This is a genomic window from Herminiimonas sp. NPDC097707 (assembly GCF_044761395.1).
GTDB lineage: Bacteria > Pseudomonadota > Gammaproteobacteria > Burkholderiales > Burkholderiaceae_D > Oxalicibacterium.
The window spans coordinates 2,429,037-2,444,336 of record NZ_JBIWCI010000001.1; the positions used below are offsets into that span (position 1 = coordinate 2,429,037).

Annotated in this window: 17 protein-coding genes and 3 tRNA genes; 8 read left to right on the plus strand and 12 right to left on the minus strand. The window is 55.3% G+C overall.

The genetic code is table 11. The features are described from left to right. The first annotated feature begins 7 nt into the window (after positions 1-7). The 3 genes from ACIQW9_RS11785 to ACIQW9_RS11795 all read left to right on the plus strand — a co-directional run bounded on the left by ACIQW9_RS11785 (position 8) and on the right by ACIQW9_RS11795 (position 3,268). The gene (locus ACIQW9_RS11785; protein ID WP_402336938.1) at positions 8-952 is read left to right on the plus strand and encodes a dimethyl sulfoxide reductase anchor subunit family protein; all 945 of its coding nucleotides are present in this window, start codon (positions 8-10) and stop codon (positions 950-952) included. Positions 953-958: 6 nt separating this feature from the next. Continuing rightward, positions 959-2,650 (plus strand): SulP family inorganic anion transporter, encoded by a 1,692-nt coding sequence (locus ACIQW9_RS11790; RefSeq protein ID WP_402336940.1) that lies wholly within the window; start codon positions 959-961, stop codon positions 2,648-2,650. Between the two features lie 210 nt (positions 2,651-2,860). Then, positions 2,861-3,268, plus strand: a complete 408-nt coding sequence (locus ACIQW9_RS11795; RefSeq protein WP_402336942.1) for a universal stress protein — start codon at positions 2,861-2,863, stop codon at positions 3,266-3,268. A 253-nt stretch (positions 3,269-3,521) separates the two neighbouring features. Here ACIQW9_RS11795 and ACIQW9_RS11800 read toward each other — a convergent pair. Then, a tRNA-Arg gene (locus ACIQW9_RS11800) sits at positions 3,522-3,597 on the minus strand. A gap of 203 nt (positions 3,598-3,800) precedes the next feature. On the opposite strand from ACIQW9_RS11800, the gene ACIQW9_RS11805 reads away from it, so the two are divergent. Continuing rightward, positions 3,801-4,346: a c-type cytochrome gene (locus tag ACIQW9_RS11805; protein WP_402336945.1), complete on the plus strand. Its 546-nt coding sequence runs from the start codon at positions 3,801-3,803 to the stop codon at positions 4,344-4,346. Positions 4,347-4,457: 111 nt separating this feature from the next. On the opposite strand, the gene ACIQW9_RS11810 is transcribed toward ACIQW9_RS11805, so the two are convergent. From ACIQW9_RS11810 to pip, 8 genes are all read right to left on the minus strand, one after another. Continuing rightward, complete coding sequence (locus ACIQW9_RS11810; protein ID WP_402336948.1) at positions 4,458-4,877, minus strand: hypothetical protein; 420 nt, start codon at positions 4,875-4,877, stop codon at positions 4,458-4,460. A 15-nt stretch (positions 4,878-4,892) separates the two neighbouring features. Beyond that, complete coding sequence (locus ACIQW9_RS11815; RefSeq protein WP_402336950.1) at positions 4,893-5,285, minus strand: phage holin family protein; 393 nt, start codon at positions 5,283-5,285, stop codon at positions 4,893-4,895. Positions 5,286-5,301: 16 nt separating this feature from the next. Continuing rightward, positions 5,302-5,604 (minus strand): YqjD family protein, encoded by a 303-nt coding sequence (locus tag ACIQW9_RS11820; RefSeq protein ID WP_041323848.1) that lies wholly within the window; start codon positions 5,602-5,604, stop codon positions 5,302-5,304. A 279-nt stretch (positions 5,605-5,883) separates the two neighbouring features. Beyond that, positions 5,884-7,317, minus strand: a complete 1,434-nt coding sequence (locus tag ACIQW9_RS11825; protein WP_402338018.1) for a dihydrolipoyl dehydrogenase — start codon at positions 7,315-7,317, stop codon at positions 5,884-5,886. A 47-nt stretch (positions 7,318-7,364) separates the two neighbouring features. Further along, the gene (locus ACIQW9_RS11830) at positions 7,365-7,847 is read right to left on the minus strand and encodes a hypothetical protein (RefSeq protein ID WP_402336953.1); all 483 of its coding nucleotides are present in this window, start codon (positions 7,845-7,847) and stop codon (positions 7,365-7,367) included. Between the two features lie 124 nt (positions 7,848-7,971). Further along, the gene (locus tag ACIQW9_RS11835; RefSeq protein ID WP_402336956.1) at positions 7,972-8,742 is read right to left on the minus strand and encodes a YdcF family protein; all 771 of its coding nucleotides are present in this window, start codon (positions 8,740-8,742) and stop codon (positions 7,972-7,974) included. A gap of 57 nt (positions 8,743-8,799) precedes the next feature. Next, positions 8,800-9,258: a hypothetical protein gene (locus tag ACIQW9_RS11840; protein WP_402338021.1), complete on the minus strand. Its 459-nt coding sequence runs from the start codon at positions 9,256-9,258 to the stop codon at positions 8,800-8,802. A gap of 103 nt (positions 9,259-9,361) precedes the next feature. Beyond that, entirely contained in the window at positions 9,362-10,333 is a 972-nt protein-coding gene (gene pip / locus ACIQW9_RS11845; RefSeq protein ID WP_402336958.1) for a prolyl aminopeptidase, read from the minus strand. Positions 10,334-10,506: 173 nt separating this feature from the next. On the opposite strand from pip, the gene ACIQW9_RS11850 reads away from it, so the two are divergent. Beyond that, positions 10,507-11,643 carry a mechanosensitive ion channel family protein gene (locus ACIQW9_RS11850; RefSeq protein WP_402336960.1) on the plus strand — a complete coding sequence of 379 codons (1,137 nt, stop codon included), beginning with the start codon at positions 10,507-10,509 and terminating at the stop codon, positions 11,641-11,643. Positions 11,644-11,656: 13 nt separating this feature from the next. Here ACIQW9_RS11850 and ACIQW9_RS11855 read toward each other — a convergent pair whose 3' ends face one another. Beyond that, positions 11,657-12,106, minus strand: a complete 450-nt coding sequence (locus ACIQW9_RS11855; RefSeq protein WP_402336963.1) for a PACE efflux transporter — start codon at positions 12,104-12,106, stop codon at positions 11,657-11,659. A gap of 211 nt (positions 12,107-12,317) precedes the next feature. On the opposite strand from ACIQW9_RS11855, the gene ACIQW9_RS11860 reads away from it, so the two are divergent. From ACIQW9_RS11860 to ACIQW9_RS11870, 3 genes are all read left to right on the plus strand, one after another. Beyond that, positions 12,318-12,393: transfer RNA gene (locus ACIQW9_RS11860), tRNA-Val, on the plus strand. Between the two features lie 39 nt (positions 12,394-12,432). After that, a tRNA-Asp gene (locus ACIQW9_RS11865) sits at positions 12,433-12,509 on the plus strand. A gap of 199 nt (positions 12,510-12,708) precedes the next feature. Continuing rightward, positions 12,709-13,395, plus strand: a complete 687-nt coding sequence (locus ACIQW9_RS11870; RefSeq protein WP_402336966.1) for an epoxyqueuosine reductase QueH — start codon at positions 12,709-12,711, stop codon at positions 13,393-13,395. Positions 13,396-13,451: 56 nt separating this feature from the next. Here ACIQW9_RS11870 and dinB read toward each other — a convergent pair whose 3' ends face one another. Together dinB and ACIQW9_RS11880 are read right to left on the minus strand one after the other, a co-directional pair. Next, positions 13,452-14,612 carry a DNA polymerase IV gene (dinB, locus tag ACIQW9_RS11875; RefSeq protein ID WP_402336969.1) on the minus strand — a complete coding sequence of 387 codons (1,161 nt, stop codon included), beginning with the start codon at positions 14,610-14,612 and terminating at the stop codon, positions 13,452-13,454. Between the two features lie 233 nt (positions 14,613-14,845). Next, positions 14,846-15,175 (minus strand): hypothetical protein, encoded by a 330-nt coding sequence (locus tag ACIQW9_RS11880; RefSeq protein ID WP_402336971.1) that lies wholly within the window; start codon positions 15,173-15,175, stop codon positions 14,846-14,848. Between the last annotated feature and the right edge of the window lie 125 nt (positions 15,176-15,300).

Below are 15,300 nucleotides of genomic sequence, written 5' to 3' on the forward strand. Positions count from 1 at the left end.
GATCTCCATGAATCCCGCTTTTTCGGTAATTTTTCTGACCACGCTGATCGGCGTCGGGCAAGGCTTGTTCATCGCGCTGTATGCCGCGCACTTGCTGGCCTTGCTCGGCCTCATCGCACCATCCGACAGCTACCAGTTTCATACGCTGGGTAGTGCATTGTCCCTGGCGTTCCTGGGCTGCGGTTTATTTGCCTCGTTTTTCCATCTCGGCCATCCGGAACGCGCCTGGCGCGCAGCGACGATGTGGCGCACATCGTGGCTATCACGTGAAGTCATTGCCTTGCCATTTTTCATGCTGGCCGTATTTGCGTATGGCGCGGCACATTTTTTCGGCTGGCAATCGGCGGCGACCATTATCGGCGGCATCGCGCTGATCCTGTGCATCACGCTATTCGTCTGTACCGGGATGATCTATGGCTGCATCAAGTTTTTGCAGGAATGGGCCACACCGCTAACCATCGTCAACTACACGCTGCTGGGCTGCGCCTCCGGCTTTACGCTGGCAACTGCCTTCAGTCTGCCTACTGCCCCAGCGCTCGTCACTATCTTTGGCATCACGGCGATCGTATTGACGCTGGCATCCTTGATGACGCGTCTTGCATCGCTCGCCCGCAATGCCCGCCTGAAGCCGCGCTCGACGCTGCAAACCGCGACCGGCATACGCCATCCGCATATCGTGCAAAAGGCACAGGGATCAATGGGCGGTTCGTTCAACACGCGGCATTATTTCCATGGAAAAAGCCCACTGTTCTTCCGCTCCATCAAATGGATATTCCTGCTGCTGGTATTTCCACTACCGCTGCTGCTGTTAAGTAACGGGCTGCTTCATGCATCGCTGCTCTTGCTGGGTACGGCCTTCGTGGTGCAATACGCCGGCCTCATCGCGGAGCGCTGGTTCTTTTTTGCACAGGCCAATCATCCGCAAAATCTGTACTACCAGCAGATATCCTGAGCCGCCATGCGCGTCGACTTCAGACGACTGCTTCCATTTTTACACTGGGCACGCCCGAGTGCAGACTCATTGCGGCGCGATATATGGGCCGGCCTCAGCGTCGGCCTGGTACTGATTCCGCAAGCACTGGCCTATGCCACGCTAGCCGGCATGCCGCCGCAAACCGGCCTGTATGCAGCCTTGCTGCCCAGCATCATCGGCATCCTGTGGGGCTCGTCGGCATTGCTGGCGGTTGGTCCGGTGGCGCTCACCAGCATCCTCACGTTTGGCTCGCTATCGCCTATGGCTGCAGCGGGCAGCGCCGATTGGGTCGCACTGGCAATCTGGCTGTCAGTCTATGCGGGGGCAATCCAGTTTCTGCTGGGTGCTTGCAAGATGGGCAAGATCACTTATCTGGTATCACAACCGGTCGTGATCGGCTTTATCAATGCCGCCGCCGTCATCATCGTGCTATCGCAACTACCTGGCCTGTTGGGACTGGATCTGCACGCCGGCAGCGCGATGGCACAAGTTGGCAAGCTGCTGGCGGGCACGCCGGCGATGCTGTTGACGACCGCCTTCGGACTCGGCGCCTTGTTTTTATTACTGGCCTTGAAACGCTATGCGCCCCATGTTCCCGGCATGCTGATTGTGACGATATTGGGTATCGCTGCCAGTTGGGCCATCGATTATGCCGGCTATGGCGGTGCCATCGTCGGCGCCTTGCCAGTCGGATTGCCGCCCTTATCCTTACCGCCTGCCATCAGTTGGAGCGCGCACCAGGCACTGTGGCCGGCAGCAACTATCCTGGCCATCATCAGTTTCACCGAAGCGATGTCCAGCTGCCGTGTTCTGGCCCGCAAAACCAATGAGCGCTGGGATGAAAATCAGGAGTTGATCGGCCAGGGCCTGGCCAAGATCACCAGCGGTTTCAGCGGTGCGTTCCCGGTCAGCGGATCATTCTCGCGCTCCGCCTTGAACATTTATGCCGGCGCCACCAGCGCCTGGGCGTCACTAATTGCCGCTGCTTGCGTATTGTTGAGCCTGTATTTCCTCACCACGCTGATAGCCTATCTGCCGTATTCCGTACTTGCAGCAATGATTATGGTGCCGGTATTCAAGCTGCTGGATTTCCGTGCTTTCCCGCGCCTGCTCCGCATTTCACGCGACGATGGGCTGGTGGCGATCGTGACCTTCGGCGTCACGCTATGGTGTACGCCCAGTCTGCACTATGGCGTGTTCGCGGGCGTCGGCATCACCATGGTGTCTTTCCTGTATCGCCACACTCATCCGCGCGTGATCGAAGTCGGCGTGCACAAGGACGGCACGCTACGCGACCGCAAGCGCTTCCATCTGCCACCACTCGCACCGGACATTCTGGCAGTCAGAATGGACTCGACCTTGAATTTTCTGACCGCTGCCACGCTGGAGCGTTTCATCACCGAACATCGCGGCCGCGACAAGGCCATCCGACGCGTACTGCTATGCGCCAGCGGCATCAACGACATCGACGCCAGCGGCATCGAGACGCTGGAGTCCCTGCAACAAAGCCTGAGGGCGGAAGGTCTGGAACTGTACTTCACCGCAGTGAAAAAGCAGGTGTGGGATGTACTGGAACGCGCCGGCTTGATTGCAGCGATAGGCCCGGATCACATGTTTCAAACGGATAGAGAAGCGATAGCCGTATTGAATGCCGACACAGCAAGCGCAAGGAACTGACAAGCATCGCCGGAGAGTATTGCTGCCGACAGTTTTGAATGCGCACTTCACAAATTGGCGACCTGCTCTTCGGGTTAAAACAATTTCAAACCGCCCACACTTTGTTGATGCAAGTCAAAAACCTTCTCCTTTAAAGACCTAAGATATACGCAAGGTATTAGTTAAACGCCATAGGTAAATGCCATATCAATTCTTAATCTGGAGATTGTCATGTTCAAAAAAATTATGCTGCCTAGCGATGGTTCCGATTTATCCAACAAAGCAATAGAAAAGACCGTGCAATTTGCAAAAGAAAATGGCAGTACGGTAGTGGGTTTGTCAGTTGAACAGATCTACCCCTACTTTCCTTACGCCGATTTGCCGGGCGCTGAAGAACGCGCGGCACAGAACGCAAAGAAAGTCGCCGACATCGCTGGCAAGGCAGGCGTACCTTTTGAAACGCACGCCGTAAAAGGAAAGAGCCCGCATGAAGAAATTCTCAAGGCAGCCGGCCTTTTCAATTGCGACTCTATTTTTATGGCATCGCACGGTGAAAAAGGTCTCGACCGGCTGCTGCTAGGCAGCGTGACGCAAAAAATACTGCTCCACAGCCCCTTGCCCGTTGTAGTTCTCAAATAAAAACCATCTTCTGGCCTGCCAGAAACACCTCACATCGCATGCCCCCGCTCCGCAAAAATTCTGCGCACCGGGGGCATGTCATTCCTGACACAGGCCAGAGTATGGCTAAACTAATCCGGTCGCAACGAAGATGATTTTTATATACCGGGAATATTCGTCTTGTTTTTGCAAAAAAGATAGCCGCACGCGCAGAAAATACGGTCCCGCGGCGACGCTATAAATTTGCGCAAGCAATTGATTTAATTGAAAAACATGGTGCGGCTGGCTGGAATCGAACCAGCGACCCTTGGCTTCGGAGGCCAATACTCTATCCACTGAGCTACAGCCGCATGAGGGAGAACCCCGGAGGAGGTTTGCAGGATACCGTTTTTCCGCCTTTCCGTCCACGTAAAGCGACGTTTTTCCGTTCCCTATCATTTACTTTACGTCTATAATCAAGGGTTTGGCGAGGCATGAGCTGCACACATGCACTGCGCAGCACACATGCCCGCATGCGCTGGCTAACGATTTCAAAAAATGTATTGAGGGAATAATGAGCGACGCACACCACGAAGAATCCGCGATCAAGACGCCTAAGCAACTCATCATGGCCATTTTGGCCGGCTTTCTGGTTCCCATCATTTGTATCGTATTACTGGTGCTTTACGTCACAAATGACAAAACCATAGGTGCAGGTTCAGACGGTCTGGCGCCGGAAGCGGTCAGCGCACGCATCAAACCGGTTGCTGACGAAGGCTTCACCCTGAAAGACGTGAACGCACCGAAAGTACTGAAAACCGGTGAAGAAGTCTACAAAATGGCTTGCGCCGCCTGCCACGCCACCGGCGCAGCAGGTGCACCGAAATTCGGCGATGCCGGCGCATGGGGCCCGCGTATTGCGCAAGGTTATGAAACCCTAGTCAAGCACGCGATTCAAGGTATTCGTGCGATGCCGGCCAAAGGTGGCAATCCGGATCTGGACGATGTTGAAGTTGAACGCGTAGTCGTCTTGCTGGCCAATAGCGCCGGCGGCAAGTTTGCCGAACCGAAAGTACCTGCGCCTGCCGCAGCGCCGGCTGCAGATGCCGCTGCAAAATAAGATACTGATGCAGTAATAAAAAAGCCGACTTGAAGTCGGCTTTTTTATTGTCCGCTTATTTTATCTGCCGCCGCATCTGCAGCAGATATTCAATAAACGGAAGCGCATGCATCACAGATGTTCATGCAAGGCGACATGCTTGCCATCCGTTTTTTTCGCCTTCTTGCGCGACAGGAAATAGACGGTGGCAGCAGCTGTTCCGGCTACCGCTGCGCCTTTCAGTATCGGCCGCCACAAGGAACGACGCGCCAGCAGGGATACGCCGCTGACGATCAGTGGCAGCAGACGCTGCAGCTTGGCGCCCGACATATTCCTGAAATCCAGCAAATCGGAAAAATTGGCCAGTGCGGATTGTGCGCGTGCGCTGACCAGACCGATTGCGGTCTTGGCTATTTCATCCGCACCGAGATGCGCGCGCACCGTGTTGCGTGCCCGGCCGATACCGGAGCGGTATGCGCGACACTGCAACCGCAATCTTGCCTTGCGCTGCGCCAGCGTCTCTTCTTCCTGCAGCTTTCTGTCTTGTGTCATGCCTAGCCTCTTGAATTACAACAAAGCGTCATGATCATTGCGCAATTCTTCCATCGTTGCCGGCATCGACAATTTCCCTTGCTCAATCAGGGACTTGAGGTAATAGAAGATACCGCCTGTGATCGCCGTAAACACAAGAGCGAGGATGAGCAGGATTTTCCAGCCCAGTACCGGCCAGCTGAGATAGGCAATCAGCACCGTCCAGTAGCCAATGGCAAAAAAGGCGATGACGACGCCCAGCGCAAACAGCACCGCCAGCTTCAATGCATTGGCACGCACTTCCGCCAGCTCCAGCGCAGCCAGTTCGATGCGACTCATCAACAAGCCGAAAGTATTCCTGGCCAGCTCTGCCACCCCGCCTATCAGGCCGGGGCGATCATTCTGCGGCCGCGCGCTTGGCTGTTCCATGTTGAGCCCGCCTCGATTATTTGCGTGAAATCAGAAGGCCCACCAATACGCCGACGCCGGCTGAAATCGCCACTGCACGCCATGGATTTTCATGTACGTAGTCGTCTGTTTTTTCTGCAATTTCCTTGCCGGTTTCAAGCGCTGCGGTTTGCACCTCTTGCGCCTTGGTCAGTGCGGAATCCAGTAATTGCAGACCGCGATGACGCAATTCGTCTGCCCGTTCGCCGGTCGCGCTGGTCGCTTCACGGAATAATTCCTGTGCGTCCTTGACCAGTGTTTTCATATCGCTGCGTGTAGTTTTCAAGGTAGATGCTTTCATGGTGGGTTCCCCTATATCGTCAAAAAACAGTGTTCCGTCTTCGATAAAAATCTGTAGCACGGTACTGCGGTTGAATAACTGTGCCCGCGTTAACTGAAGTATGCCTTGCCGCCAGTCAACAATGTGACACCGATTCGCTTTATTAGTTGCAGGCGGATCGCAAGCCTTGGTTGTCATGGCGCACGCTTACTGAAGTTTTATCATATATCCGGCTGTTGTGAACAGGCGTTAGCGCACATTAAGCGTCAATAAATCGATTGGCGACGAAATTTATTCTGCTCAGACGCCCGGCGTACAATCGGCACAATGCTCGATCGCGCTGACATGCTGCAGCAAATTTTCTTTTAGATTACGCAAGGCCGTGCGCAAGCCTTCTTCAACGACCGGATGGTAAAACGGCATGTCGAGCATCTGATCAACCGTCATTCCGCTCTGACATGCCCACGCCAGCAAATGCGCCAGATGCTCGGCGCGCGGCCCTGTCATTTCAGCGCCGAGAAAGCGCAGCGAACCCGGTTCGCCATACACGCGCAGCAGGCCGCGATTCTGTCGCATCACGCGACTGCGCCCCTGATCTTCAAATGAAACTTCGCCCGACTGGAAGCAGCCTTTTTTCAAGGTACGCGGAGTGTGCCCGACCATCGCGATCTGCGGATCGGTAAAGGCGATTGCCAGCGGAACGCGCCGCAAGCCGGCTGCAACAGCGGGGAAACGTCCGGCATTGTCGCCCGCAATCCGTCCTTCGTCGCTTGCTTCATGCAAGAGCGGCCGATCATTATTCACATCGCCGGCGATAAAGATGGCGCTATCGCCGCACTGCATCGTCGATGGATCGAACGTCGGCAAGCCCTGTTCGTTCAATTGCAAACCCGTCGTCTCCAGTCCCAGCCCGCTCACATTCGGCGTGCGTCCGGTCGCTGCAAGTACGTATTGAAAATGTTCGGTGCGTTCACCACCATCCGCACTGCGCGTATGCAGCTCAACCTGCGCGCCGCTCAGTCTGGCCGTCACGATTGTCGTATTCAGGCGCAGATCCAGCTCGGCTCCCAGACAATCGATGGCGGTTTGATTGACGGCGGGATCGCTCAATTGCGAAACTCTGGCTTTGCGGCCGAAAATCGCCACCCGCACGCCCAGCCGGTGCAGCGCCTGACCGAGTTCGAGCCCAATGACACCGGTGCCGATGACCGCCACAGATGCCGGCAGATCATCCCAGTTAAATACATCGTCGCTCACTATCAGCTGTTTACCCAGGCCACTCAGCTCTGGCGGTATCTGCGGACTGGAGCCGCTGGCAATCACGACGCACTGCGCCTTGACTTGCGTATGTTCGTCGACCTGCAGGCAATCCGCCGCAAGAAAGCGCGCATGACCACGCAGACGGTCGGCGGCATCGATATGTTCGATACCCTGCACGACAAAACCGACGAAGCGATCGCGTTCCGACCGGACGCGTTGCATGACGGCTTTGCCATCGATGCGCAAGGCACCGGCGTGTACGCCGAAACCCGGTGCCTCACCGATTGCATGGGCCGCATCCGCTGCCGCAATCAATAATTTGCTCGGCATGCAACCGACGCGTGCGCACGTCGTACCGTAAGGCCCGCCCTCGATCAAGGCAACGCGCTTGCCGTGTGTCTTGGCCGCGCGATATGCCGACATCCCGGCACTGCCGGCACCTATCACTGCCACATCGAATTCCAGAGTCTTCATCATTCATCCTTGCAATGCATGTAGAAATTTGATTTGCAGACCGCCTGCTAGTCGTGCCGGCTGTGCAGTTCGGCGATATCTTCGATACTGCCGATCTTGATCACAACAGGATGCAGCGATGTGCCTGCCTGCATGGGCCGCCAGGCGAAACGCCATTCGTTTTCACTCGCGTGATTTTTCGCCTTGGAAAATATCTTGCCCAAGGGGCTGGGTGCGCCGTATGAAACTGCGGCATCGATGCCGGCCCAGCTAGGCAGGGTTTTTTGCACAGCCCGATGCAGCCGTTCACCGAACTCTTCGGCATTATGCACAACCAGATACGCATCAACATGCGGCAAGGCATCGAACAAGGTGCCGTCAAAGGTTTGCATCAGACTTAAAACCAGGAAGCCGCCGGCGCCGGTTTGCGCAGGCAAGTCAGCTATGGGCGGGCTTAAACGGAATTCCCCTAGCGACAACGCACGCTCAAGGCTGCTGCGTTCGGAAAAATAATAAAGCTTGGAAGGACGTTTGCTATCAATCAAAGTCATGCTGCCGTCCTGAAAAAATAATAATGGTCATGCGACCAGGTGCTTCATTTTAAGCAGATTGATTAGCGAGCGGCAAATCAATCTGCTGCGGCATGACGCATGCACAGATGCATTTGCGCATGCGTCAGCTGGTCGGATTGCGATGACGCAACCAATACCAGGCCAGGCCCAGCCATTCATGCAGCGCGTAAGACGCCATATGCAAGCTGGTCGGCAAAAAATCCGCCGGTGTTATGCGCGCGGCACTCGTGAAGAGCGTCGCGGCAGGCACCACCTGTAAACCGGTTTGCTGAAATGCGATCTTTGCACGCTGCATGTGGATCGCATCCGTCACGAGAAGAATGCGCTGCACGCCAGCCGCACGCAGCACACGGCTGGAAAATTGCGCATTCTCGGCGGTGTTATTCGACATATCCTCCTGCCATTTCACCGGCACGGAAAAATCGTCCCGCAATACGCGCGCCATGCCGGCGGCCTCGGATTCGGACGCACCGTCCGGCCGGCCGCCGCTTACGAGCAGAGGCAGGCCGGTTTCGCGCTGCAGTTTTGCCGCATAGCGCAGGCGTTGCAGTGCAATGGCAGAGGGAATATTCTGCCCGCCGTATTCAGGTGCATTGCTGATGCGCCCGCCGCCCAGCACGACAATCGCCTGCGCCCCTGCGGCCTTGGCCGACAGCAGGGGCGGATTCATTTTCTCCAGCGGATGGATAAACAGCGATGCACCCATGCGTGTACTCAACACAGTCAGCATGATCAGAGCAGCGACGGACAAGGTCAGTCCGCCACGCGGCCAGCGTCGGCGCAGCCACAAGCCGAGCGCACAAAGCAAAATCAAATTCAGTGGCGGCAACAATAAGGTACTTATCGTTGCATTGATCATCCAGCTTATGCTCATCGCGCCCTTTCCTGTTTTTGTATTTTTTACATGACGCGCGTGTGGCGATATGACTGTTTATTCATCCATTTGCGGCTCGGCGATCGTGCGCAACTGAAAACGGCCATCGTTATTGAACAGCCAGGTTTCCATCAACTCTATCCGGCCATGCCGCAACAATGAGGCAGCCGGCTTGGGAAAAGGCGCCGTGCTGCGTAAACTTGCCAGCGCCGTGGCCTCGGTGCTGCGATCGCGATTGGAGCGCATGATTTCGCTGCGCACCAGACTGCCCTTGGCATCGACCACATACTTGACCACCACGACCGAGCGCAGCAGGGCTTGTGGCCGGCCTATGTATATTTTGGTGGAATTCACCTGCGCAATGCGTTGGGCCAGCGCAAACTTGTACTCGCCCACCGTATCGGCGGTAGAAGTGCCATCCCCAGTGGTTTCAACTTCGCTTCTATCCAGTACTGCCTTGCCGCCACAGCCGGCCAATGCCAGCGTAAGCAGGCAGATCGTGAGTCGTGTTTTCATCATCGTCCGTTTATAAAATTGGATGGTCGTCACCGGCGCCTGCTGCATATGACCGGGAACAGCGATTTTAATTGCCATAGCGTTCACTTATTTGAATACGCCCTCAGTCGAAACACTGCTGCATCCTGAATTGCTCGGTGGCCGCCACCAGTGCCGCGGCCGTTCCAGGCTCCATCGCTGCATGCCCCGCATCCGCAATGATATGCAACTTTGCCTGCGGCCACGCCTGATGCAAACGCCACGCCGATACCGGCGGGCACACCGCATCGTAACGACCCTGCACGATCACGGCAGGTAAGTGGCGTATGCGATCAAGATCGCGGATCAACTGATCTTCCTCGATGAATCCGCCATGCAGAAAATAATGCGCTTCCAGCCGCCCTATGCCGACTGCAATCGCATCGTCACCGCATGCTTCTATGGTTTCAGGCTGCGGCTGCAGGAACAGGCAACTGCCTTCATAACGACTCCAGCTGCGCGCGGCGCGGGCAGCGACATCGGCATCATCGCCAAACAGGCGTACCTGATAAGCGCGCAACAAATCGCTGCGCTCAGACGGCGGAATGTCGGCGATGAATGCATCATGCGCTTGCGGGAAGAAGGTGCGCATGCCGTACAGGAACCAGTCTATCTCCGCTTGCGTGCAGAGAAAAATGCCGCGCAATACAAAACCGAGACAGCATTGCGGATGCGCCTGCCCGTATGCAAGCGCCAGCGTTGCACCCCACGAACCGCCGAATACCAGCCATTGTTCTATGCCCAGCATGCGGCGTATCGCCTCAATGTCAGCGATCAACAGCGGCGTCGTGTTGTTGCGCACTTCGCCCGGCGGCGTCGACTTTCCCGCGCCGCGCTGATCGAACAGCACAATGCGGTAATACGCCGGATCGAAAAATTGCCTGTGCGACGGTGAAATACCGCCACCGGGGCCGCCATGCAGAAACAGCACCGGCACGCCTTCCGGATTGCCGCACTCTTCCCAGTACAAGGTATGCAACTGGTCAACCGGCAACATGCCGCTGCGATACGGTTGCAGCGGGGGAAAAAGAGCTATTGTCGACGAGGAAATTTTCATGCGCGGCCTTAAAGAATTCACGATTGTAACCAGAGAAACGGATGCCGCAATCCATCTGTATTTTTGCCTGCAGAAAACATTTGCGAACTATTCAACTGTTACGTCCTCTTATTTTCAGAGCGCGGACAGCTGGCAAGTCGCAACAAGCTGCGCGCAACAGGAGAAATAGACATATGGCTGTACTGCAAAATTGGATGGTATTCGGCATTTCACTGGAAAGCTGGCTCTATGCACTGATCACAACGTGCCTGATTTATCTGCTGCTCGATGTGCTCACCCGCGCTACCGCTCATCTGGCGAAACGACGCATCGCGCTACCGCTCAGAGTAGCCAGCAAGCGTATCAATCAAGTCGTCGTGGGCATGGCGTCCGGCTCCAAACGCTATCTGTATTTTCTGTTTTCACTGCTGATCGGTCTGCAAACACTGCTGCTGCCTGCCACTCTGGAATTGCGGCTGTTTCAGGCGGGTGTGATAGTCGTCGGTATTCAGCTGCTGCTATGGATCAACCGTGGCATCAATACCTGGCTGGAAGATCTCGACATCTCCGGCATCAATCCGGACTTGCGCAAACGCGCGACCACCACCACGATGGTATTTCTGTTGCGTCTGGCGGTCATGCTGACAGTCGTGTTGACGGTGCTGGCCAATCTGGGCGTCAACATTACAGCCTTTGTTGCCAGCCTCGGCATAGGCGGCATCGCGATTGCACTGGCCTTGCAAACCATTTTGAGCGATCTGTTTGCATCGCTGTCGATAGGCCTGGACAAGCCGTTTGAAGTTGGCGATTTCATCATTGTCGATGAGGTGATGCTCGGCACGGTCGAATATATAGGCGTGAAGACGACCCGCCTGCGCAGCCTGGGGGGCGAGCAACTGGTGCGCTCGAATACCGAACTGCTGAAATCAGTGATACGCAACTACAAGCGCATGGCCGAGCGGCGCATCGTCTTCAGCTTCGGCATTCGTTACGAAACACCGCTCGCCAAGGTTGGCCAGCTCGGCAGTGTATTGGGTGAAATCATCAGCGCCATCGACAACACGCGCTTTGATCGCGCGCACTTTGTCAAATTCGGCGCCAGCAGCCTCGATTTTGAAGTTGTCTACTATGTGCTCAGCAGCGATTACAACACCTACATGGATATCCAGCAGCGCATCAATCTGGAGCTGATGCAAGCCTGCGCACAACGCGGCATTCTGTTTGCACGCCCTACTTCGATTCTGCATTTCGGCTCCGAGGTGCGACTGGCAACCGCGGATGTCGAAGCGGCAAACAAGGATGCGGCAACGCTACAGAATATGCCGGGCTGAATCTGCTGACGCCTTAAGCGGAACGACTGAGGCGATGCCGCGCAATGTCGTACACCCAGTTGAAGGCGAACGCATACAGCATGAAGAAAACCGAGAACACCAGGTCCAGCACCAGGGCGTCGATGACCGAGATATGCAGCCACCATGCCGTCAGCGGCAATGCGACCGCCATGAAAAACGCCTCGAAACCCAATGTATGCCAGACCCGCATGCCGATCGTGCGGCGCCAGCCGTAATGTCGCTCGACGATTTCATAGGCGTGGTTGTAAATCATGTTGCAAACCATCGCGCAGACAGCGAGGATCAACGCCAGCGCACCGAAATGGAAAAGATCCATATCGAAACCATAGGACATCAGGGGAACCAGGATGATCAGGGCGCAGATTTCAAACAGCAGAGCGTGAAGAATGCGGCGAAGTAAAGTATTGATAACAAAAACCGGAAAGAAAAGGAAGCTCGTCATTATAGGCGACTCACCGCATATTCGCTCTTGCGCAAGGCTCCTCGCTGCGCGAAAACGTTTTTGATCGCGCATTCCTCAAAAATAAATATGGCCCGAAAGAAAAGATTCCGCAAACAATGGTGACAAATTTTTTAATATGCTCTATACTTCGGGCCCTTCAGACACGTTGGTCGACGCCAACAATTGTTTGACTGAGTAAGCGGTATTACGCGGGTGCTTAGCTCAGTTGGTAGAGCGGCGCCCTTACAAGGCGTAGGTCGGCGGTTCGACCCCGTCAGCACCCACCAATCAGTCAAACAGCAGTATCTGAATCAGTTTAGTAGTTTGGAGTGGTAGTTCAGTTGGTTAGAATACCGGCCTGTCACGCCGGGGGTCGCGGGTTCGAGTCCCGTCCACTCCGCCAAAATAAGAAAATGCCCGCGCAAGCGGGCATTTTTGTTTTCGTCTCAAGATTCGGCACAGCCGACACTCTGCGGAGTGAAGTGATCCGCCTGCGCGCCTCTCAGGATTTTCCAGTTCTGGTAACATACAAACCCGGCACACAAAGGCTCGTTGCCTCCGCATATTTCCTGACCATGCGCTCATCGCAACGAGAAAGCACCATGACTGATTCCCCCCCCGACTTCAAACGCGAACCCATCCCACTTCCGAGCAAACCCGGCAAGGTCCTGCTGCATTCCTGCTGCGCGCCATGTTCCGGTGAAGTGATGGAAGCGATGCTGGCCTCCGGCATCGATTACTCGATTTTCTTTTACAACCCGAACATCCATCCGGAAAAAGAATATCTGCTGCGCAAGGAAGAAAACATCCGCTTCGCCGAAAAGCACAACATCGAGTTCATCGATGCCGATTACGACACCGACAACTGGTTCGAGCGCGCCAAGGGCATGGAGAACGAGCCTGAGCGCGGCATACGCTGCACGATGTGCTTCGACATGCGCTTCGAGCGCACGGCCCTGTATGCGCACGAACATGGCTTCCCGGTGATTTCAAGTTCGCTCGGCATCTCGCGCTGGAAAGACATGAACCAGATCAATGATTGCGGCGTGCGCGCGGCGGCGAAATATCCGGACATGCTGTACTGGGAATACAACTGGCGCAAAAAAGGCGGCTCTGCACGCATGATCGAAATTTCCAAGCGCGAGAATTTCTATCAGCAGGAATATTGCGGTTGCGTGTATTCGCTGCGCGATACCAACAAGCACCGACGCGAGAGCGGTCGTGAACGGATTGCGATGGGCGTGCAGTTTTACGGCAAGCAGGACACCACCGAAAAAACCGGCGAATAAATTCACTCAGGCTGGAGTTGCAGACTCAATCCTTGGGTGTGCAGCCCCGGCCGATATCAAAGCTGTTCCGCAGCAAACAACTCTCCCTGCGCCACTATCGTGGACGGCACGGCACCCGGCTTCGATAAAGAAGTGATGCGCACGCCGAGCAGGCGCAAGCGCTTGTCCAGCGGCACGCGGCGCAAACACTCGCCGGCAGCCTGGCGTATTGCCTGCGCATCATTCGTTGGCTCGAGCAGGGTCAGATCGCGTGTCACGGTACTGAAATCGGCGTAACGCAACTTGATGCCGACCGTGCGACCCAGATATTCCTTGCGCACCAAATCATCCGCCACGCGTTCACACAGCCGCGTAAACAAGGCGCTCAATTCGCTGCGATCCAGTTTTGCGTGCAGATCGCGCTCCAATGTCGATTCACGACTGATCGACTTCGGTTCCGAACGTGTAACAACTTCCCGCTCATCAATGCCTTGCGCAACCCGCATCAGCCATGCGCTGTAGACACGACCGAAGTTTGCCTGCAGCACAGCGGGATCGCACTTCGCCAGTTGCTCTATCGTCAGTATGCCGAGGGTTGCCAATTTTTCTGTGGACTTGGGGCCGATGCCATTGATTTTTTTCACCGGCAAGGGCCAGATACGCGTCGGGATATCTGCTTCCGAAAGTATCGTCAAGCCATTCGGCTTTTCCAGATCCGAACATATCTTCGCCAGCAGCTTGTTGGGTGCGACACCGATCGAACATGACAAACCCGTCGCAGCAAGCACCGCATCCTTGATGCGCTGTGCAACGACTGCAATATCGTCAGTCTGCTCATTCAGATCGAGATAGATTTCATCGATGCCGCGATCTTCCATCTGCGGCGCAATCACGCTGACAGCGGCCTTGAACAATTTGGAATAATGCCGATAGGCAGTGAAGTCGGTAGGAAGCAAAATTGCATCCGGCGCCAGCTTCGCCGCCTTCATGAGCCCCATCGCGGAAAATACTCCCAGGGCGCGGGCTTCGTACGTTGAGGTGGTCACCACGCCGCGTCCGGCGTAATCGCGCAGGCGCGCATAGCGGCGGCTGCCATCCGCCTGCAATACCGGCTCATGGGCCGAACCGGCGCCGATCACAAGCGCTTGTCCACGCAATTCGGGATAACGCAGCAATTCAACCGATGCATAAAACGCATCCATATCAAGATGGGCGATATGGCGGGGACGCGTAGACATAAGACGACGACAACAGAAATGAGATGCTGCACAGCATAACATTCACTGTATGAAAACACAGCGCCTTTAATGTGATTATTCCCGCCAGATGTCAGGAAAAATTGCGCTGATACATTCAGCCTGACACAGACTCACACAAGAAACATGCGGTGCTGGCGCAAATAAATCTTCCGTCAAAACGAAACAAGGCGAGTCCGTCGGAACGGCCTCGCCTTGTATTACACCCGACAATATTAATTGGACGGTGCTATCGGTGGCATGTTTTTCAGCTCCATTGCACGCGTGTCGCTGGCATCTTTTTTGGCATCGTGCATGTCAGACTTGGCATCGGCCTTATGGTGTTTGTATTCCTTTTTGGCGGCCTTCTTCTCAGCCTTGTATTCGGTTTTGGCTTTTTTCGTGGCAACACGTTTTTTCACATAGGGATCGTTGCTTTGATTCAAACGCGATTGGTCCGTGTATGCCGGATCGTTAGGATTGGCAGGTGCACTGCCTTGTGCCGCAGCAAACTGGGCAAACATGGCCACTGCAGTACCGGCAAGTATGGTTCGTAGCTTTATCACAAGAACTCCTTATCCAAATAACAGGAAATCGAAACGAATTTCGTACGGAAGCTGATGCCACCCATCAATATCAACAGGCTATGCGCATGCTATGAGGGACAGCGTGCTGTTAACAGAAAGTTAAC